General features: G+C 40.1%; 16 protein-coding genes. All 16 read left to right on the top strand.

From position 1 onward, the window contains the following. Positions 1–10 precede the first annotated feature (10 nt). The 16 genes from ACJ004_RS11025 (at position 11) to ACJ004_RS11100 (ending at position 20,768) form a co-directional block, all read left to right on the top strand. Complete coding sequence (locus tag ACJ004_RS11025) at positions 11–2,437, top strand: alpha-mannosidase (protein ID WP_410892990.1); 2,427 nt, start codon at positions 11–13, stop codon at positions 2,435–2,437. Then, a complete protein-coding gene (locus tag ACJ004_RS11030; RefSeq protein WP_410892991.1) occupies positions 2,430–3,110 on the top strand; it encodes a class II aldolase/adducin family protein in 681 nt (226 codons plus the stop codon). The genes ACJ004_RS11025 and ACJ004_RS11030 overlap by 8 nt, the downstream gene beginning before the upstream one ends. Continuing rightward, entirely contained in the window at positions 3,107–4,378 is a 1,272-nt protein-coding gene (locus ACJ004_RS11035; protein ID WP_410892992.1) for a four-carbon acid sugar kinase family protein, read from the top strand. Before ACJ004_RS11030 ends, ACJ004_RS11035 begins: the two co-directional genes overlap by 4 nt. Positions 4,379–4,406: 28 nt before the next feature. Further along, positions 4,407–5,036 (top strand): D-sedoheptulose-7-phosphate isomerase, encoded by a 630-nt coding sequence (locus ACJ004_RS11040; RefSeq protein WP_410892993.1) that lies wholly within the window; start codon positions 4,407–4,409, stop codon positions 5,034–5,036. After that, positions 5,033–6,010, top strand: a complete 978-nt coding sequence (locus ACJ004_RS11045) for an ROK family protein (RefSeq protein WP_410892994.1) — start codon at positions 5,033–5,035, stop codon at positions 6,008–6,010. The genes ACJ004_RS11040 and ACJ004_RS11045 overlap by 4 nt, the downstream gene beginning before the upstream one ends. A 36-nt stretch (positions 6,011–6,046) precedes the next feature. Then, positions 6,047–8,200, top strand: a complete 2,154-nt coding sequence (locus ACJ004_RS11050) for a Sip1-related alpha-galactosidase (protein WP_410892995.1) — start codon at positions 6,047–6,049, stop codon at positions 8,198–8,200. 17 nt (positions 8,201–8,217) lie between these two features. Next, complete coding sequence (locus tag ACJ004_RS11055; RefSeq protein WP_410892996.1) at positions 8,218–9,279, top strand: FAD-dependent oxidoreductase; 1,062 nt, start codon at positions 8,218–8,220, stop codon at positions 9,277–9,279. A 21-nt stretch (positions 9,280–9,300) separates the two neighbouring features. Continuing rightward, on the top strand, positions 9,301–11,367 hold the full coding sequence (locus ACJ004_RS11060) for an FAD-dependent oxidoreductase (protein WP_410892997.1): 2,067 nt from the start codon (positions 9,301–9,303) through the stop codon (positions 11,365–11,367). Between the two features lie 95 nt (positions 11,368–11,462). Then, the gene (locus ACJ004_RS11065; RefSeq protein ID WP_410892998.1) at positions 11,463–12,806 is read left to right on the top strand and encodes a GH1 family beta-glucosidase; all 1,344 of its coding nucleotides are present in this window, start codon (positions 11,463–11,465) and stop codon (positions 12,804–12,806) included. Between the two features lie 7 nt (positions 12,807–12,813). Further along, positions 12,814–14,697, top strand: coding sequence for a beta-N-acetylhexosaminidase (locus ACJ004_RS11070; protein ID WP_410892999.1), 1,884 nt, complete (start codon positions 12,814–12,816; stop codon positions 14,695–14,697). Between the two features lie 7 nt (positions 14,698–14,704). Then, complete coding sequence (locus ACJ004_RS11075; RefSeq protein ID WP_410893000.1) at positions 14,705–15,517, top strand: sugar phosphate isomerase/epimerase family protein; 813 nt, start codon at positions 14,705–14,707, stop codon at positions 15,515–15,517. Positions 15,518–15,545: 28 nt separating this feature from the next. Next, on the top strand, positions 15,546–16,523 hold the full coding sequence (locus tag ACJ004_RS11080) for a Gfo/Idh/MocA family protein (protein WP_410893002.1): 978 nt from the start codon (positions 15,546–15,548) through the stop codon (positions 16,521–16,523). Positions 16,524–16,610: 87 nt separating this feature from the next. Next, positions 16,611–17,219, top strand: coding sequence for a YesL family protein (locus tag ACJ004_RS11085; protein WP_410893004.1), 609 nt, complete (start codon positions 16,611–16,613; stop codon positions 17,217–17,219). Positions 17,220–17,486: 267 nt separating this feature from the next. Then, positions 17,487–18,824, top strand: coding sequence for an ABC transporter substrate-binding protein (locus tag ACJ004_RS11090; RefSeq protein ID WP_410893006.1), 1,338 nt, complete (start codon positions 17,487–17,489; stop codon positions 18,822–18,824). Between the two features lie 73 nt (positions 18,825–18,897). Next, positions 18,898–19,860 carry a carbohydrate ABC transporter permease gene (locus ACJ004_RS11095; RefSeq protein ID WP_410893008.1) on the top strand — a complete coding sequence of 321 codons (963 nt, stop codon included), beginning with the start codon at positions 18,898–18,900 and terminating at the stop codon, positions 19,858–19,860. Next, positions 19,857–20,768: a carbohydrate ABC transporter permease gene (locus tag ACJ004_RS11100; RefSeq protein ID WP_410893010.1), complete on the top strand. Its 912-nt coding sequence runs from the start codon at positions 19,857–19,859 to the stop codon at positions 20,766–20,768. Before ACJ004_RS11095 ends, ACJ004_RS11100 begins: the two co-directional genes overlap by 4 nt. The last annotated feature ends 34 nt before the right edge of the window (positions 20,769–20,802 follow it).

Raw genomic sequence — 20,802 nt, forward strand, 5'->3', positions numbered from 1 at the left:
GGTTGAGGGAATGAAAGATAAAACATTTCATATGATTGGTAATGCTCATTTAGATCCGGTTTGGCTTTGGCAGTGGCAAGAAGGATTTCAAGAAACAAAAGCTACTTTTCGGTCCGCATTGGATCGAATGAAAGAATACGAGGATTTTATTTTTACGTCTAGTTCGGCCTCAATGTACGAGTGGGTAGAAGAAAATGAACCTGAAATGTTTGCGGAAATTAAAGAGCGGATTCAAGAAGGACGCTGGAGGATTGTTGGTGGATGGTGGATTCAGCCTGATTGCAATATTCCCAATGGAGAATCCTTTGTCCGTCAAGGTCTTTATGGCCAGCGATATTTTCAAGAAAAATTTGGTGTAACCGCTAAAGTTGGCTACAATGTCGATAGTTTTGGTCATCATGGCATGTTGCCCCAGATATTGAAAAAAAGCGGAATGGATTCCTACGTATTTATGCGGCCTGCACCAAATGAGAAAGGGCTCCCAAGTAATCTTTTTTGGTGGGAATCTGATGATGGCTCACGAGTGTTGGCCTTCCGAATCATGCATGAATATAATTCATGGGGAAAAGAATTAGATCGGATTGTAAAGCGATGCAAAGGCGAGTTTAAAGGAAACATCGAAGATCAGATGATTTTTTATGGCGTTGGAAACCATGGCGGCGGACCAACGAAGGAAAATATTGAGAGTATCTATCGCTTAAATGAGGATGCAAGTCTTCCTCATCTTGTGTTCTCCACTCCTGAAGAATATTTTGAAAAAGTACAGAATACAAAGAATTTACCTGTAGTCCATGATGACTTGCAGCACCATGCCAGCGGTTGCTATGCGGCCCATTCGGGTGTAAAGCAATACAATCGAAAAGCAGAAAATATGTTAATTACTGCTGAGAAATATTCCGCGCTCGCTTTTTGGTTGACCGGACAACCCTACCCAGCCGAATTCAACCGTGCTTGGAAGAATGTTTTATTTAATCAGTTTCATGATATTTTAGCTGGAACGAGCATCGAGTCTGCCTACGAGGATGCTAGAAATTTATATGGTGAAGCATTGGCAATTGCTGACCGGGCATTGAATAATGCGGTCCAGTCCATTTCATGGAAAATTGATATTGAACAAGATGAAAAAATGAGACCTATTGTTGTCTTTAACCCACATGCCTGGGATAGCAAAGTGAATGTAGAAATTGAAATAGGCAGCATAAAACCTACATCTGTTTTAGTGGATGACCAAGGTAATGCGATCCCGTTTCAAACCTTACAGTCACAAGCAACAGCAGGGGGGCGCTACCGTTTAAACTTTTTAGCGGATTTACCAGCACTGGGATATCGCGTATATAAAATTTATACAGAATTAAGTGGTCTTGAATCCGATGTTGAACCAATAAAAGCAAGTTCCCATGCAATGGAAAATGACCGCTTTAGATTAGAGATTGATGCAGAAACCGGTTGGATTTCGTCCCTATTTGATAAAAAAGTAAACCATGAAGTATTTGCCGGTCCGGCAGCAAAGCCGGTAGTGATCAATGATAAAACAGATACATGGAGTCATGACACCCTTCACTTTAATGAAATAATGGGCGATTTCAGAGCAGCGAAAGTATATCTTGCAGAACATGGACCCGTAAAATCAGTAATTCGGGTGAAAAGTGAATACGGACGCTCCATCTTAATCCAAGACTTCACCATGTATCGGGAAAGAGATCAAATTGATGTAAAAGTAACGGTGGATTGGCGCGAAAAGTTCAAGATGCTTAAGCTTGTTTTTCCGATTAACTCCATCTTTAGAAAGCAAACCTATGAAATTCCCTATGGAACGATTGAGCGTGAGCATAATGGTGAGGAAGAGCCAGGTCAAAGTTGGGTAGATGTGACAGGTGTTACACCAAATCATGAAGGAGTTTATGGCTTAAGTCTTATCAATGACGCTAAATCTAGTTACAGTGTTCATAATAAAGAGCTTGCTTTAACGGTATTACGAAGCCCAATATACGCCCATCATGACCCGCTCATACCTGAAGAGGATGGGGAATATACATTTATTGACCAAGGCATTCAACGTTTTGAATACACATTACTTCCTCATCAGGGAAGTTGGGAAGAAGCCAAAACACCGAAAAGGGCAGCAGAGTTAAATTGTAAACCAATCACCATTATTGAGACCTTCCATAAAGGTTCGTTACCACAAAATGATTCTTTTGTGCAAGTAAGTGCTGATAATGTGCTCATTAGTGCTCTCAAAAAAGCCGAAGAAAATGAAGATTTAATCATTCGTTTATTTGAAACAAACAAAGTACCAACTGAAGTAGAAATCAGTTTGCCAAAATTTCAGCGGACTTTCAAAGCAGTCTTTAAGCCATCTGAAATTAAAACCTTCCGTATTCCCAAAAATGTTGATGAGCCTGTTAGGGAAACAAATTTGATTGAATGGGATGAGTAAAATGGTTATTATCGATCAAAAACAAGAGCTAAGAAAGCAATTACGAGAAACAGGAAAATATATGATGCAATATGACTTAGCATGGGGAAATTCAGGAAATATCAGTGCAAAAACAGCAGAGAATTCTTTTCTGATCACAGCGAGTGGGACATATTTAGGAAATTTGGATTTAGCGGATTTTGCCGAATGCTCTATAGAAACAGGCAAGACTATAGATACTGGTAAGAAACCTTCTAAAGAGGTTCCGATGCATCTCGCTATCTATGAAACTCGTCCTGAGATTGGTGCTGTATTACATGCGTCACCTTTATATAGTACACTTATTGCTTCTTCTAATATGGATATTCCTTCTGCTTGTTTTGTTGAAAGCATGTATTATTTAGAAAAGATTGAACGAGTTCCTTATGCACATCCTGGCTCAATGGAACTGGGTGAACTGGTTAGGGAAAAAGCGAAAAAGGCAAACATCCTTTTATTAGAAAATCATGGGGTCCTTGTTTATGATACGTCCTTAAAAGAAGCGAAAATGGCACTGCAAACATTAGAAATGGCATGTCGAATGCTACTAATCTCTCAAAAAGCAGGTGTTGTTTTACAAGAGCTTTCTGAGAAACAAGTCCATGACTTTCTTCATGAATCAGGATACAAGCCAAGGAGGATGTGGGAAAATTGATCGGAATTGTTGCGGATGATATTACGGGGTCAAATGATATTGGAATTATGTTCGCGAAAGCGGAGTGGCAGACAGATGTTTTTCCATATCCACTAGACAACAAAATGGGAACGTTCCTACCGAATGTTTTAATCGTAGATACGAATTCACGTCTTGATCGCTATGAAGAAGCCTATGAGAAAGTTTTTTCAAGTACAAAAAGTCTGCAATCACTTGGATGTGAACAGTTTTTCAACAAAACCTGTTCGGTCTTTAGAGGGAATATCGGTGCGGAATTTGATGCCATGCTCGACGCACTTGAAAGTGACTTTGCGATAGTGGTTCTTGGTTTCCCTAAAAATGGACGAACTACGATCCATGGCCAACACTTTGTTCATGGAAAGAAATTAGCAGATTCTGAGTTTCGGAATGATCCTGTTCATCCAATGCTCCACTCAGATTTGGTTGATATTTTACAAGCACAAACAAAGAGAAAAGTTGCGCTTGTTGATCATAAGATTGTGGAACAAGGCAGTGAAAGGCTAGAGCAGGAAATTAATCAGATGCGATCGCAGTGTCAGTACTTAATTGTTGATGTCAAGGATCAGTCTTCCTTACAAATAATCGCTAAGGCGATAAAGGATGAAAAAATTATTTGTGGGGCATCAGGGATTGCTGAGGAATTAGCTCTTGTAATGGATAATGATCAAAATGGGGCTCGTTCTATTTCGATCCCAAAGTTAGAAGCAGGAATATTATGTGCGGCAGGTAGTTTAATGCCGCAGACCTTTAATCAAGTAGAAGAAATGAAACAGCGCGGGCTGCCTGTATTTGAAATGAAATCAGCCATTTTATTTTCGGACCAAAAGGATGCCCATTTAGCGGATCTTATTAACCATCTCGTTAAGTTATTAAATGATGGCCAGGATGTTCTTGTTCACTCTTCAAATACTCAAGAAGTCGTTAAGGATACAAAGCAGCTTGGTGCTAGTTTGGGCTACACAAATACTTCGATTTCAAGAATTGTTTCAGAATCTTTAGCATTTGTAGTGGATGAAACCTTAAAAAGAACCAAAGTTAACCGTTTGTTATTAGCGGGCGGTGAAACATCTGCTTCTGTTTGCAGCAAACTCGGCATTAAAGGACTCGCTGTATGGAAAGAAATCGAACCGGGACTTCCATCATGTATTAGTTTAGATACTCCAATACGGATGCTGGTACTGAAGTCAGGAAGCTTTGGAAGTAAGGATTTCTTTGCGAAAGCCATTGACCACCTGAAGGAAAATTAAATGAACGATTTTAATAGGGGATGATGCAATGAATGCTAATTTAGAAAAACTATTTGGAAAATATCCAGAATTAGTAGAATGCCAAGCAAGTATTGAGGACGCATTTGAAGCAATTAAACGGGCATATGAGTCTGGTAGAAAGCTGTTATTAGCAGGCAACGGCGGCAGTGCTGCTGACTGTGAGCATGTAGTGGGCGAATTAATGAAAGGATTCATGTCAAAGCGTCCATTGTCACAAGAAATGAAAGCTAAATTAGCCTCAGTCTCTGGTGGCAATGACTATCTAGGTGAACATTTACAAGGTGCGCTCCCTGCCATTTCACTTGTGAGTCATTCAGCGCTTATGACAGCTTTCGCAAATGATGTTGCCCCTGATATGGTTTTTGCTCAACAAGTGTTTGGATACGGAAAAGCTGGCGATGTATTTATTGGCTTTAGCACATCGGGTAACTCCCAAAATATAAATCATGCCATAAAAGTTGCCAAGGCCCAAGGGCTAGTAACGATTGGCTTCACTGGAAAAAGCGGAGGAGAAATGAAAACGTTATGTGATGTAACGATTTCAGTTCCCTTTGATTCAACACCTGATATACAAGAAAGGCATCTTCCGATCTACCATACCCTTTGTATTTTATTAGAGGAGGCGTTCTTCGAATGATTCCCGTTTTGGCAGGTTTAGATATTGGCGGTACAAAGTGTGCCGTTGTATTAGGAGTTGAAGATGAAAAAGGGATTACTTTAGTAGCCAAACAAAGCTTTCCAACTCCGAACACGCCCGATAGTGCGCTATTAATCATGATGAATGAGTTAGAAAATTTATTGTTAGAACGCCAAGGACTTGAACTCAAAGCAATTGGAATCAGCTGCGGCGGCCCACTTGATAGTAAAAAGGGTCTGATTTTGTCTCCTCCTAATCTGCCAAACTGGGATCGTATCGATGTGATATCCCCATTAAAAGAACGTTTTCAAGTCCCGGTTTCCGTCCAAAACGATGCCAATGCCTGTGCTTTGGCTGAATGGAAATGGGGAGCAGGAAATGGCACGAGTAATATGATTTTTCTAACATTTGGTACAGGAATGGGTGCAGGCTTCATATTAGATGGACGATTGTACACAGGAACAAATGATATGGCCGGGGAAGTCGGGCATGTTCGTTTAGAGAATGATGGTCCAATCGGATATGGAAAAGCAGGCTCGTTTGAAGGCTTCTGTAGTGGAGGCGGGATTGCCCGCCTGGCACAAATGAAGGCAGATGAGTGGTTAAAACAAGGAAAAACGACATCCATTTGTACAAATCGGGATGAAATTGCGACAATCACAGCTAAATCGGTTGGTGAAGCTGCCCAAACTGGTGATGAATTGGCGAAAGACATATACCGAATAGTTGGTCAAAAATTAGGTCGGGGCCTAGCGTTGTTAGTGGATATGCTTAATCCAGAAAGAATCGTCATCGGCAGTATTTATTTGCGCCAAGAAGCTTTGCTGAAGCCCATTGTGATGGAGGAACTGCGAAAAGAAGCACTTTCTTATTCCCGCAATGTTTGTACGATTGTTTCTCCCGGCTTAGGAGAAAGTGTTGGTGATTTGGCGGCGCTTTCCGTTGCTAAGTATGGCCTTGAATTCGAAGGATAAGGGCTTCAACAAAAATAGAACTAAAGGAGCTATATGATGTTTCAATTCCAGCAAAATCTAAACGAGTTGCATTGTTTATTGAATAATAAAATGGTTCTTTCCGGAATCCAAGTGTCTATCAATCTCGATAGTCAATCTCTTCAAGTTTTAGATTTAAAAACCCTTGACGAGATGACTGGAGAAGACCATCTAGGTTTTTATAAAGAATTTTGTTCCGAATTTAGTGATCATGCCGAGACCGTAAAAACGAAACTACGATTCAGGTGTTACGCTGCATTTATCACTGCATTTGTGGATGCAGATATAAATAATGAAGAATTGTTTAAAAAACAATCCTATTTTGCGCCGCACCATGCGATTAACATTACTATAAATAACATGCTGGAAGAGTATGAGATTATGGCCAACTATCAGCACAAAGACTGGTGGACGCGACCGTTTTTTACGAACAACATTCAGGCCGTACCTGACCGGACACAATCGTTATTACTAAGAAGTAATAAAGAATATTATCATCTGCTTCCTGTTTGTGATGAAGTAGCACGGACAGACATAGTAGGTACAAAAAAGGGCCTGCAAATTTCCATCTCGCCATTTCACGGCGGATATAATCATTTATCAACTTTCGCTTTCATTTTAGGTACTGGGAATAACCCATTCTCTTTAGTGAATGAAAATGTTAAGAAGGCTACAACTGTTTGTGGGCAAAGCATTATGGCTAGAGAAGAAAAAAAATATCCTGAGATCTTGGATTACTTAGGTTGGTGCAGCTGGGATGCTTTTTACCACGCCGTTAATGAGGAGGGAATCCTTACAAAGGCAGAAGAGCTAAAACAGAAAAACCTTCCTGTTAAATGGATGATGATTGATGATGGCTGGTCCGAGGTGGATAATAAAAAGCTTTACTCCTTTAATGCTGACCAGGAGAAATTTCCCCATGGCTTGGCCAATACCGTTTCATCACTTAAGAGCAACTATGGCGTGAATTGGGTAGGAGTTTGGCATACCCTTGCAGGTTATTGGGAAGGGATTTCGCCTAATGGTCCTTTAGCTAAGTCATTAGAAAAACATTTATATAAAGCAAAAAACGGCAGCCTCATTCCATCACCAAATGCGGAAGAGGGATTTGGTTTTTGGCATGCATGGCATTCGAAATTAAAGAAAGATGGAATTGATTTTGTAAAAGTCGACAGCCAAAGTGCCGTCGCAAACTTTACGGTCAATAACCAGTCTGTCGGTGAAGCAGCCAGCGGGGCCCATACAGCGCTCGAAGCTTCTTGTTCCTTACATTTTGACAATACGGTAATCAACTGTATGGGAATGGCAGAAGAAAATATATGGCATCGTCCATACTCGGCTGTTTCACGTAATAGTGATGACTTTGTTCCACAAGAAAAGAGTGGCTTTAAAGAACATGCCTTGCAAAATGCTTATAACTCCTTTTATCATGGTGCGTTCTATTGGGGAGATTGGGATATGTATTGGACGAAAAACCACGATGACCTCCAAAACATGATTCTACGAGTAGTTAGCGGTGGACCAATTTATTTTAGTGATGCGGTAGATCAAACAAATCCTGAGATGATTTGGCCGTTAATTTACAATGATGGACAAATCATTCGTTGTGATCAACCTGGAGTACCAACTGAGGATTGCCTCTTTATGGATCCAACTCAAGTGAAAAAGCCGTTAAAGATTTGGAATTCATGCAAGGGTGCCGGAGTTGTGGCTGCGTTCAATATTAATGAAGAAACCGGATCAGTCAATGGATCAATTGGACCTAGTGATGTTCCAAATCTAGAGGGTGAGACGTTTGTCATTTTTGACGTATTAACAAAGAATCACTCGGTAGTGAACAAAGAAGAACGGATTAGTATCGAGATCGCAGAAAACGGGGCTTCCCTCTATTTAATAATTCCAGTTCAAAAGGAATTTACGCCAATTGGTCTTTTAAATAAGCTCATTTGCAATGATGGAATCGTAAACGTTTGGAACCTGGAAAAGGAAATGAAGGTAACTTTAAGAGAGGGTGGAGTTTTTGCATTCTTGTCTGAAGGAAAACCTGTAAAAGCCTTGGTTAACGGTGAATTGGTATTAATTCACCAAGATCCTGTAAACGAAAAACTTTTCACGATTGACTGCCAGGACGTGGAAGGTGAAGTGCTTCTTGAGATAAACAAAGTGTACTAAAGAAGGGGGCCATCATTGTGAAAAAGCATCGATTGCCTGCTCAAGAAATCCCTATTTTAGCGGAGGTTGATGTCGTCGTTATCGGGGGGAGCTTCGCCGGTTTAGCAAGTGCCTTGCAATTTGCCAATCAGGGTAAACGGGTAATTGTGGTTGAAGCTCGAACCTATTTAGGCAGTGAAATAACAGCTACACTTAGTCCTTGGATTACATCTTCACAAGCATCAACTTCGATATTAATGGATGCTTGTGTAAAGGCCAGCGGAAGAACCTTTAGCAGAGGGAATACGGAAACAACTGTTTTTCATGTCGACCGGTTGAAATTACAGCTAGAAGAGGAATTGCTAACAGCAGGTGTCCAATTATTATATGCTTCACTGCCGATAGGCATCTCGAGCATAGAAAACAATGCCAATGGCTTAATTATTGCCAATAAATCGGGAAGACAATTAATTCGCTGCCAAGGAATAGTCGATGCCACAGAAACCGCTATTACTACCTTTTTTAGTGAAGCATTAAAACCTGCAGGGAAATTGAAAAGAGCTTGCTATAAACGAGTGTTAGAGTTTACCAATGTTCAAGGGATAGACCAATTAGAATTACCGGTCCCTTCAGAACTCGGGATAAAAGAAAACAAAGTTCATCTTTACAGCGGCTATCATGGAAATGGCCATGTCTATGTTGAATATCAAATGGTATTTAATGCGGATAACCGACTTGAAGCCAACCACCAGCGTGAATCTGCTGCCCAAAAGGCTGGGATTGATCTTGCTGAATATATGATTCATCACATTCCCGCCTTCTCTAAAGCAGTGTTATGTGCCAGTTCCTATGAACTAAAAGGGCCATACCATTTAGAGGATAACGAAGAGAGTCAAAAAACGCACCAACTTATTCAACTTGATAGACTAGCAGTAAATTATCCCAATACATGGAGTTTCTATCAGGATCTTTTTGTGCATGGTAATACGGACTGGCTTGACCCTGTCAAAGCTGCTGCCCTAGGCGAACAGTTTTCAGAATTAGTAAATGATCTTACTTTTAATCAACCATGTTCAAGGCAAACGATTGCTCAGCAGTAAAACGAGGATATCTTTTTTGAAATGAAAATCCCTATTGATTTATTAGATCGTAACGTTAACTATCAGTTTGTGCCAGAACAGGAAATATTCCTGTCTAAAACAGCTGGGGTACTCGTTGCTGGAGGTGGCTCTAGTGGTGCTTCAGCGGCGATTGTTTCTGCCCAAGAAGGAATCAACACAATCCTTGTTGACATGAACCCAGGTCTTGGTGGAACAGGCACTTTTGGCGGAGTCGACAGCTATTGGTTTGGAAAGCGCCATGGATATGCTGAGCGAATTACGAAACTCGTCCATGACGTCCAGAAAAGAATAGGGTACAAAGGACATAAGTGGAATATTGAAGCAAAAAAGTTTGCCCTTTTAGAAACGGCAGACCGACTAGGGATTGATTTGTTATTTAACACGCTGACGTTTGGGGCAATCACCAAAGGGACCAAGGTGTGCGGCGGTCTTGTGGCAACTAAATGGGGCCCTGGCACCATTCTAAGCGACTGTGTGATTGATGCTACTGGTGATGGTGATCTTGCGGCATTTGCAGGAGCGGAATTTGTATATGGTTCTGTGCGTGACAACGTGGTGATGTGGTATTCGCTTGCTCAATATAAAGAGCCAGGTAAATTACAAAATAACTTCACAAGTATGGTGAATGTGTCGGATATTCAAGACTATACTCGGGCAATCCTTGCGGGGAGAAGAAGGTGGAGCGCCGACGTGGATGGCTGCCATGACCACGGCATTTATGTAGCTCCTCGGGAAAGCCGCCATATTATTGGTGATGTAGTCATGACGATGAGTGATCAATTGTTACATCGAAGCTGGGAAGACTGTATAAACATTCATTTTAGTAACCATGATATGAAGGGAATAAGTGAGGCTAACTGGTTAAATGCCGGCTTGATTCCACCAAACCTTGAAATTGAAATCCCCTATCGAATGCTACTGCCAAAAGGTCTTGAAGGAATCTTAGTTGTTGGAAAGGCGGTTTCGGCAACGCATGATGCCCTTCCAGCGATTCGAATGCAATCAGATTTGGAAAACTTAGGAGGAATCGCAGCCCTTGCCGCTGTGATGGCTGTGAATGAAAATCAGGATCCTAGATATATAGATTACAAGCTTTTACAGGAAAGAATCGTGAAAAAAGGCCTATTGCCTGAAAGTATTTTAACGAGAAAAATGGAGTCTATTCAATATACAGATGAAGAATTAAAGAGATTGGTTGACTCGATTGAGGTGGATGAGCCTCTTTACGAATACTCAAACATGAGAATGAATGAAATCTATCAAAAGCGAATCCCATTTGTTGAAATTTGTACGGCGGGAGAGAGAATTATCCCTTTTCTCGAACAAGCTTATGTGGAAGCAGATGGAATCCGTAAAGTACGCCTAGCACAAGCATTGGCCATGTGTGGGTCGAAATCAGGTGTACCAACATTAATTTTTGAAATAATGGCTATGCTTCAAGGGGAGCAGCTGCCTAAACGGACGGCGGATATTTTGTATGTAACCATGCCGCCTGATCATGGTGCAATGTCTGATGCATGTTACTTACTCTACTCATTAGGGCTGACAAGGGATAAACAGAGTATTAAGGTTTGGCAGCGAGTGGCTGATTTATTACAGCCAACAGAAGAAGATTTTAAAGATACGATGTGGGGGATATTTTATTATATTCATTCCCTTTGCATAGGAGCTGAAAGATTAGGTGATGTGGATGCAGTTCCAGTGCTAAAGCAATTACTCCAGGTCCCATACCTAAACAATCAGCATTGTTATGACGGCCATCAAGCAGACTTTTTCCTTGAAAGACGCGCACTCCTTGAATTAGCCATTGGCAGGGCCTTGGCACGGTGCGGAAGTTCAAAAGGGTATGAAATTCTAATCACTTATCTAGATGATGTCCGTTCCTTACTGAGCAAACAGGCTTATACAGAATTAAAGCGATTAAGTGCCCTTCCACTTCATAAGGATAAACAGGCTTGGAGCGACTGGCTTGAGAGTGAACAGGCGAATTTAAAACCACAACCATATATTGTACATACAGAAATTGGTGGCGACAATCAAACAATTCTAAGAAAAATTACTTTATAGACTGCTAGGTAAGGCTGTAAGAGTCCCTCCATTCTGGAAGTGTGTCTTCGCCTTTCCTAAGCGACTTAGTAACTTATCGAAAGGGGTTAACAATCGTGTCAATTATTACATTCCCAAAAGATTTTCGCTTTGGAGTTTCTACGGCTGCTTATCAAATAGAGGGTGCCTATAACGAGGATGGCAGAGGGATGTCGATTTGGGATACCTACAGCCGGATTCCGGGAAAAGTCAAAAACGGAGACAATGGCGATATCGCTTGCGATAGTTATCATCGAATCGATGAAGATATTGCCTTACTAAAAGAATTAGGTGTTAACACATACCGCTTCTCGATCGCTTGGCCAAGAATTTTTCCAAATGGAAGAGGAGAAGTCAACCAAAAAGGTCTTGATCACTACCATCAATTTGTTGATAAGTTGTTAGAAAACGGAATTGAACCTTTATGCACCATTTATCATTGGGATTTGCCACAAGCACTTCAAGATGAAGGCGGCTGGAAAAATCGCCAAACAATAGAGGCATTTGTTGAGTACTCGGAATTATTGTTTCATGAATTTTCTGGAAAAATCAAGTCATGGTTAACCATCAATGAGCCATGGTGTGTTTCATTCTTAGGATATTTCGTGGGAGAACAGGCACCAGGAGAAACAAATCTCCAAACAGCCCTTGATGTAGCTCATCACTTATTACTGGCTCATGGAAAAACAGTAAAACGATTTAAAGAGCTAGGAATTCCAGGAGAAATTGGTTTTGCGCCTAACGTTACTTGGTACGAACCATTTAGTAACCGCCCAGAGGATATTGAGGCTTGCAATCGTATATCTGCCTGGTTCATGGAATGGTTTTTCGATCCAGTCTTTAAAGGCAGCTATCCACAAATATTAGTTGATTGGTTTGCAAAAAAAGGTGCAAGGGTAAACATCGAAGAAGGCGATATGGAAATCATTGCTCAGCCTATCGATATTTTAGGGATCAATTATTATACTGGAACGGTTTCTAGATATAAAGAAGGTCAGGGAACATTTGATTGTGAACACATTGATATCGAATTTGATCACACCGACATTGATTTCACAATCTATCCAGAAGGCTTCTATAAAGTGTTAATGGATATAAAAAATAAATATGGTGATGTCCCTATCTACATTACCGAAAATGGAGCAACTTACAATCAGGATCCGGTAGATGGACGTGTTCGCGATGATAAACGGATTAAATACTTGAAGCAGCACTTAACGCAAATTAGTCGTGCTCTTAATTCTGGTGTTAATTTAAAAGGCTATTGTATTTGGTCATTGATGGATAATTATGAATGGTCGTACGGCTATAGCATGCGTTTCGGTCTTGTTCATGTCGACTATCAAACCTTAAAGAGAACAAAGAAAGATAGCTATTATTGGTACAGTAAATTGAATCAAAACTATTGGTTCGAGGTGTAGCTGCCCTATGAATATTCATTTTTTTGGCGATATCGAAGGTCTTGAACAAGGATTATCAATCATTTGTAACGAGCTAAAAATTGAACAAAGCGAAGAAGGATTTCCTATTAATGTGACACAAAAGGATGGGCCGTTAACGGTAAGCTGCCAGCAGGACCACGGGGAAATTTCCTTTCAAGACAAAATTCACTTTTTTCGAGCAGTTGGATTGTGGTTACAAGAGTTCAAGGAAAGTAACGACTTTCAGGTAAGTGAAAAGCCGCAATTTAAAACCAATGGTGTGATGGTGGATGTTTCTCGTAATGCAGTTATGACTGTAGAAGGGATTCAAAATCTTCTTAGAAAAATGGCTTTAATGGGCCTAAATGTCGTAATGATGTATACAGAGGATACATTTACAGTTGAAAAATATCCATATTTCGGATATATGCGCGGCAGATATAGTGAGCAGGAATTAAGAGAATGTGATGATTATGCAAATCATTTTGGAATTGAAATGATTCCATGTATCCAAACCCTTGCTCATTTAACTGAGGCACTGAAATGGAATTATGCAGCAAATATTAGAGATACTGCTGATATTTTGTTGGTTGGTAATGAAGAAACATATGAATTTATTGAGCAATTATTAAAGGCAGCCTCAAAGCCGTTTCGAAGCAATCGTATTCATATTGGTATGGATGAAGCGCATCAGCTTGGTTTAGGAAAATATTTGGAACAGCATGGATACCAAAAACGTTTTTCAATTATGAATGAACATTTACATCGGGTTGTGGCGCTTGCTGAAAAGTTGTCGTTAAAACCAATGATTTGGAGCGATATGTATTTTCGACTAGGCTCAAAAACAGGCAATTATTACGACCTAAATGCCCATATACCTACGGATGTCATTGATTCTATGCCCAAAGATGTCCAGATGGTTTATTGGGATTATTACCATACAGATGAAGAATTCTACCGAACGTTTTTACAAAAGCATAAAGAATTTGGCTCTGAGCCGATCTTTGCTGGCGGTGTGTGGACGTGGAATGGAATTGCTCCTAACTATGGAAAAACAATTAACACGACAAACGCTGCATTGGAAGCATGTAAAAAAGAAGGAATTACTGAGGTATTCGCGACCATGTGGGGTGATAACGGGGCAGAAACACATCCATACGCAGGATTAGCCGGGCTGCAGCTGTATGCCGAACACGGATATGGAAGTAATCTAAGTCAAGAGAAATTAGCAAAGCGGTTTTCATTTTGTACCGGCGGAGATTGGGACGATTTCCTGTCCTTAAATGATTTTGATGAGACCCCTGGTGTTTCAAAAGATAACCTGCATGAATCACACCCATCCAAATTTTTGTTATGGCAGGATGTTTTACTCGGTTTATATGATGAAAATATTCGCACCTTGCCCTTAAGTGAACACTATTTAAACTTAGCTTCACGCATGGAAAAAGCTAAAGAACGGAATAAGAACTGGTCAGAAATGTTTTCTTTTTATTCACAGCTAGCCCAAGTGCTTAGTATAAAGGCAAAGTTTGGTGTCCAATTAAAAGCGGCATATGATCGAAAGGATAGACAAGAGTTAACACACTTAAAAGACCAGCTTCCATTATTACGAAGTGCGGTGGATAAACTGCGCAAATTGCACCGTTCTTTATGGTTTTCAACCTTGAAGCCTTTCGGTTGGGAAATAATTGATATTCGCTACGGTGGGATATTATCTCGATTAGAGACAGCGGAGCATCGACTTCAGCTGTGGCTTGATGGAAGCGTTAGTAGAATCGAAGAATTAGAAGAGGCACGTCTTTTCTTTGATGGCCCATGGAAAATGCCTGAAGGTGCTTTAGGTCGAAATTCGTACCATCGAATTGTAACAGCCGGAGGATTCTCTGTATAAGGATCTTGTGGAGTATCAATTAAAAGGGGTGTTGACAATGATAATTGGCTTTCAAACGGCAAACTATTTTGCTCGTGCAACGAACTACCAGTCTAGTATGGAAACATGGGGAGAAGCGGAACGTAAAGTTATTGAGACCTTTAGTCTAGCTGAATTTGACCGTATTTGTGGAGATATTCAAGGGGCAGGCTTTCAGGATATTGAACTATGGATGGGACATTCCTTTCCTAAATTTATGACGCCATATTTTGCCGAGGAATTACAGAAAATTTGGAAGAGTCATGGTTTAAATGTCTATTCTTATTCCTGTTCACTTGGTGATCCCGTTCGCTATCCTCGCTGGACTCGTCTTTGTTTTGAAACAGCCAAGATGCTTGGCATTGAGTTAATCACGAGCGGTATTACTAAAGAATCTGCTCCCGTCATTTATAGCCTTTGTAATGAATATGGTATGAAGGTTGCTGTTGAGAACCATCCGGAAAAGCACCCTGACCAAATAAAGGCTGTTATTGGCGATTATGGTGACTTACTTGGTGCGACCGTTGATACCGGCTGGTATGGGACGCAGGGCTTTCCAGCAGCTGAAGCCATTTGGCAATTAAAGGACTATTTACTTAATGTTCACCTAAAAGATGTAAGCGAGACTGGGGAGCATAATCCTGTAGCGCTAGGGACTGGAATTGCAGGTATTGCTGATTGTGTACAAGTCCTAAAAGAAATTGGTTATGACCAGACAGTGTCAATCGAACAGGAAGCAGGACAACATAACCCAACCGACGACTGCGCTAAGGCTCTTGTATGGGTAAAGAGTTTACTTTAACTAAAGAACAATAAGGAGGAATGAAATAATGGTACGGATTGCAGTGGTTGGCACGGGTTGGCAAGGTCAGGGACATCTAAGTACGATGAAAAAAATGGCAGAAATTGAAGTCGTTGGTGTTTGTGAATTGAATGAAGAAACCCTCCTAAAAGCCACAAATAAATTTGCTGTAAAGGGTTTTACAGACTATGTGAAAATGCTCGAAGAAAGCGAACCTGATGGGGTCATTATCTGTACACCGCCTGAGGTACGGGAATTTCTTGTACGTGAAGCAGCGGAGCGCGGGGTCCATTGTTTTATTGAAAAGCCGCCTGCAAAGAGTCTGGAAATGGCCAAAAAAGTTGAAGAGATATTAGATCGAACTGGTGTCATTAATAGTGTGGGTTTTATGTACAGGTACAGCCCTGCTGTTGCCTATTTAAAAGAGCTAATTAAGGGGAGAAGAATTGCCTTGGTTCGCAGTGCGATGCTTGACGGGTTAGCGCTTCGTCCCAACTGGCCGCGTTGGTTCTTTAATAAAGAAATATCGGGAGGTCCTGTCTTCGACCAAGCAATTCATATCTTTGATCTCTCCCGCTACCTGCTTGGTGAAGTGGAGCGTGTATCTGGTTATCAAGACAATCTCGTTGTACCAAAAGGTGGAGACTTTACGGTTGAGGATAGCTTTAATCTGTCGATGAAATATCAAAATGGGATATTGCAAAATCATACTCACACATGGTCCTATCCAGATGTTTTTACACAAATTGAACTCATTTCCGACCAACTTCACTTAACGATTGACCTTGTAAAAGGAAGTGTAACCGGTAAGGTGGATGGAGAAATAATTTCATTTCAATCGGAAGAAAATGCACTTTACCAGCTTGAGCTAGCGGCCTTTGCAAAAGCAATTGAGGAACAGAAACCTGAATTGGTACTCTCGAACTATAAAGATAGTATTCAATCTCTTTCCGTTGCCCTGAAAGCAATGGATGCGCTCGAAAATAGTACGAATATTCCTAGATAATAGTTAAGAATGGTCAAGGGTGTCATGACATTTTGAGGCACCCTTGGTCTTCCATTTTGATTAAGTCATTTTAAGGAGAGCGTTATTATGCGTAGAGCTCTAATGTTTATAATGGAGTGGCTGTGGAGACTATTGTATCTGAACGCCATTTGGCTATTATTTTCACTGCCCATTTTTACGATTATTCCAGCAACAGCAGCTTTGTTTGCAGTATTGGACAAAATGGTAAGAGATGATCAAGACGAGCCTGACTTTAAAGTCTTTTTCCGCGAGTTTAAAAGATTATTTTTAAAAAGCTATCCACTCGGACTTTCAATCGCAATTATTGGCGGGTTGCTAGTTTTGGATCTATTAATCCTAAGGAATGCAGTATCGGATATGACTGTAATAATTCGGGTTGCCTTATTAGCCGTTAGCTTGCTATTTCTAATAGCCGTATCCTATTGTTTTCCTGTTTTTCTCCGTTACCAATTTCCATGGTACAAAACTCTATTTTTTTCTTTTATGCTCGGCGTGCGTAAACCTATCATCACATTTTTGATGTCATGTGGTTTTTTGTTGATTATATTACTGGTCTTGTTTGTTACCGGTATTGGAGTGTTACTGGTTGCAAGTTTAACTGCTCTAATTAGTACTATTTCCGCGCATTATGTTTTAAATAGCTTGCCAAAAATAACACCAAAAGGGGCAAAATAGGCATCTTATCCTCTTTTGTGTCTAACTTTAGTAGATGGCGAAAAAAATAAATAGAATATTCAAAAGTTATTGACTTGTAAACGCATTCATATAATAATAGTGATAAGTCCACAAAACCTCACAAGAGTAGTAACTAATTCCACAACAATAGTCACAAGATCTAATTTTTCTAGGGAAAAACAATGAAGGGAGAGAAGATTTACTAATTTAATTGAAAAGATTTGTGAGGTTGTGACCAATTATAAAATATTTCTAGGGGGATATTGAATGAAAACAATAAGAAAAACATTAATGACGCTGTTGATTCTAGCCATGAGCTTCTCTTTAATCCTATCTGGCTGTTCAAGCAAAGAATCTGGAGCAAAAGAGGTTAGTAGCAAATCTAAGAACGGTGAAAAAGTTGTTATCGATTTCTGGACATTTTGGGGATCTGAAACCCGTCGCCCAATCATTGAAAAAATTATTGATGATTTTAATAAATCTCAGGATAAAATTGAAGTCAAACATACATATCTTCCATGGGGAGATGTTTGGACTAAGAACTTAGCTTCCATCGCTGCTGGAAATCCGGCAGACTTAATCATTAACGACATTAACGCAGTTGGCCAACGTGCGAAAAATAATCAAAATACAAATCTTGCAAAATATCTAAAGCAGGACCCAGAAGTGAAGGATCGCTTCTTCCCAGAACTATATAATGCAAGTCTATATAAAGGTGATCCGTATGCACTACCGTTCAACACGGATACACGACTATTATTCTGGAATAAAAAAATGTTTAAAGAAGCCGGACTTGATCCTAATACACCTCCAAAAACATGGGCAGAGTTAGAAGAAATGGGTAAAAAGCTTGATGTGAAAAAAGGCAATAAATATGAAAGAATCGGTTATTTGCCAAATCAGGGAATCGGAGCCGATGTCTGGATGATCAATGCAGACGGAAAAGGCTACTGGGATTTTGATGCAAAAAAAGCGATTATCAATGATGAAACAAACGTAAAGGCTTTAACATGGATGAAAAAGTATTATGACTATTACGGTGATAAAACGATTAATAACTTTAAAGCAGAATTTGGTGAGCAAACCGCAGATCCATTTGTTGCTGGTAAATTGGCAATGACTACTGATAATGCAAACTTCTTCACGAAAATAAGAGATTATGGTGAAGGGATGGACTTCGGAGTTGCTCCATTACCTGAAATGGAACCAGGAACCGGCAATGAAAGCTGGGGCGGTGGATTTGTAGCTGAAATTCCTAAGGGAGCTAAACATCCTGATGAAGCATGGGAATTCCTAAAGTATTTAACAGATGTTCAGGCGCAAGAATACTGGGCTGTTAAAAACTTTGATATTGTAGCAAACAAAGAAGCAGCAGAAAAAGCCTCAAGTAGTACAGAATTTACAGAGGATGGCAAGAGAGTTTATACTTCAGCAAATGAAAATATGGCACAAACGTTACTAACTCCAACACCAATCGAAGCACCTGATTTTATCAACTTAATCCAACCTGAGATTGAAGAAGTCCTATTAGGTAAAAAAACACCGAAAGAAGGATTGGATGCAGCACAAAAAGCAGTAGAAGAGCTGGTTAAGAATAACAAATAAGCATTTGCAGTAGTTCAGGGAGTGACACATTTCGCTCCCTGATTGTTTAATCTGTGAGGAAGGGATGAACGAGATGGAACCAAGGATTTCAGGAAAATCAGAAATGAAAAGGAAATTTAAAGAGTCAAACGTAATGGTTTCATTACAGCGAAAGGAAGGGCTCCAGGGATACTTTTTTATTGCACCATGGATAATTGGGTTTCTATTTTTCCTTGCTGGACCACTATTATTTTCCCTCTATGGTAGCTTCACCAATTATAATATCACTTCTACTATGGATTTTATTGGACTTGATAACTTCAAAAAAATGTTTACAAATGATCCGATAATTTGGCTCTCACTGCGAAATACCCTATATTTTGTCGTCGTTTCTGTGCCATTAACAACAGCAGGGGCGGTCCTACTAGCAGTTCTTTTAAATCAAGGTGTTCGAGGAATGCGAGTATTTCGAACCATTTTTTATTTACCGGCGGTTTTATCCGGTGTGGGCGTTTATTTACTTTGGATGCAACTATTAAGTCCTTCATCAGGATTGGTAAATACATTACTTGGTTTTGTGGGGATTGATGGTCCGGCCTGGCTTACAGACCCCTCTTGGACAAAAAACGCATTAATCCTTATGAAAATGTGGAGTGTCGGTGGCGGAATGCTTTTGTACCTGGCAAGCCTACAAGGTGTATCACCTTCACTATATGAAGCAGCAGAGATTGATGGGGCCAGCTCATTCAGGAAGTTCTTTCATATTACCTTGCCAATGATTACCCCAGTTATCTTTTTTGATCTTGTGACCAGTACAATTGGAGCCTTCCAAATTTTCCAAGAGGCTTATGTAATGAGTGAGAGTGGAGATGGTGGACCAGCAAACTCACTAGTATTCTATAATTTACATATGTGGAACAAAGCGTTTGAGGTTTTTGATATGGGCTACGCGATGGCCATGTCATGGGTTTTATTTATCATCATCCTCGTGTTAACAGTATTCAACCTAAAGCTTGCCCCACGCTGGGTACATTATGAAGGGGAGGATCAGAAATGAGCGAAGCAGTCCAAAAAAGGAAAGATTCACAAATGAGTGAACTAGTCCAGGAAAAGGATAACTATTTTCAAAGTTTACGGTTCAAGAAAAAGGTTGGTCAAGTCATTATCCTGACCACCCTCATTCTAGGAAGCATGATAATATTATCCCCAATCTGGTGGATGTTTGCCACCTCATTGAAGGATATGAAAGAAGTTATGACCTACCCGCCAACCTTTATCCCAAAAGAATGGCACTGGGAAAACTATGTTATAGCTATAGAAAAAGGTTCATTTTTTAGATACACCTTAAACACGCTATTTATTACTTGTTTCGTCGTATTAGGAAATGTTCTCTCAAACTCGTTTATCGCTTACGGATTTGCAAAAATCCACTTTAAAGGAAGGAATTTTTTGTTTGCGCTAGTACTAGCAACAATGATGATTCCTGGTTTCGTTACGCTAATTCCTCAATATGTGCTTTATGCAAAACTGGGTTGGTTAAATACATATATTCCATTAATCCTCCCGGCGTTCTTTGGAAGTGCTTTTTTTATTTTCTTACTTCGCCAATTCTTTTTGACGATACCAAATGAATTAATTGAAGCAGCTAAAATTGATGGGGCTAATCATCTTTATATTTGGTGGAAAATTTTCGTTCCGCTTGCCAAACCAGCTATTGCCACTGTTGCGATCTTTTCGTTTAACGGTGCCTGGAATGATTTTCTTGGCCCGCTCTTATTTTTGAATGATGAATCTATGTTTACATTGCAACTAGGCTTGCAAGTATTTAAAGGACAAAATGACACCCAATGGAACCTTTTGATGGCTGGATCCATTATGGTATTAATACCTGTTATCACACTTTTCTTCTTCTTCCAACGTTATTTTATCGAAGGAATGAATTTAACAGCCGGTTCTAAAGGATAATGCTGAACAAGGAATCAATGGAAGGAATGGTTTA

This window comes from Neobacillus sp. 204 (genome assembly GCF_046562815.1).
Classification (GTDB): domain Bacteria; phylum Bacillota; class Bacilli; order Bacillales; family Cytobacillaceae; genus Neobacillus.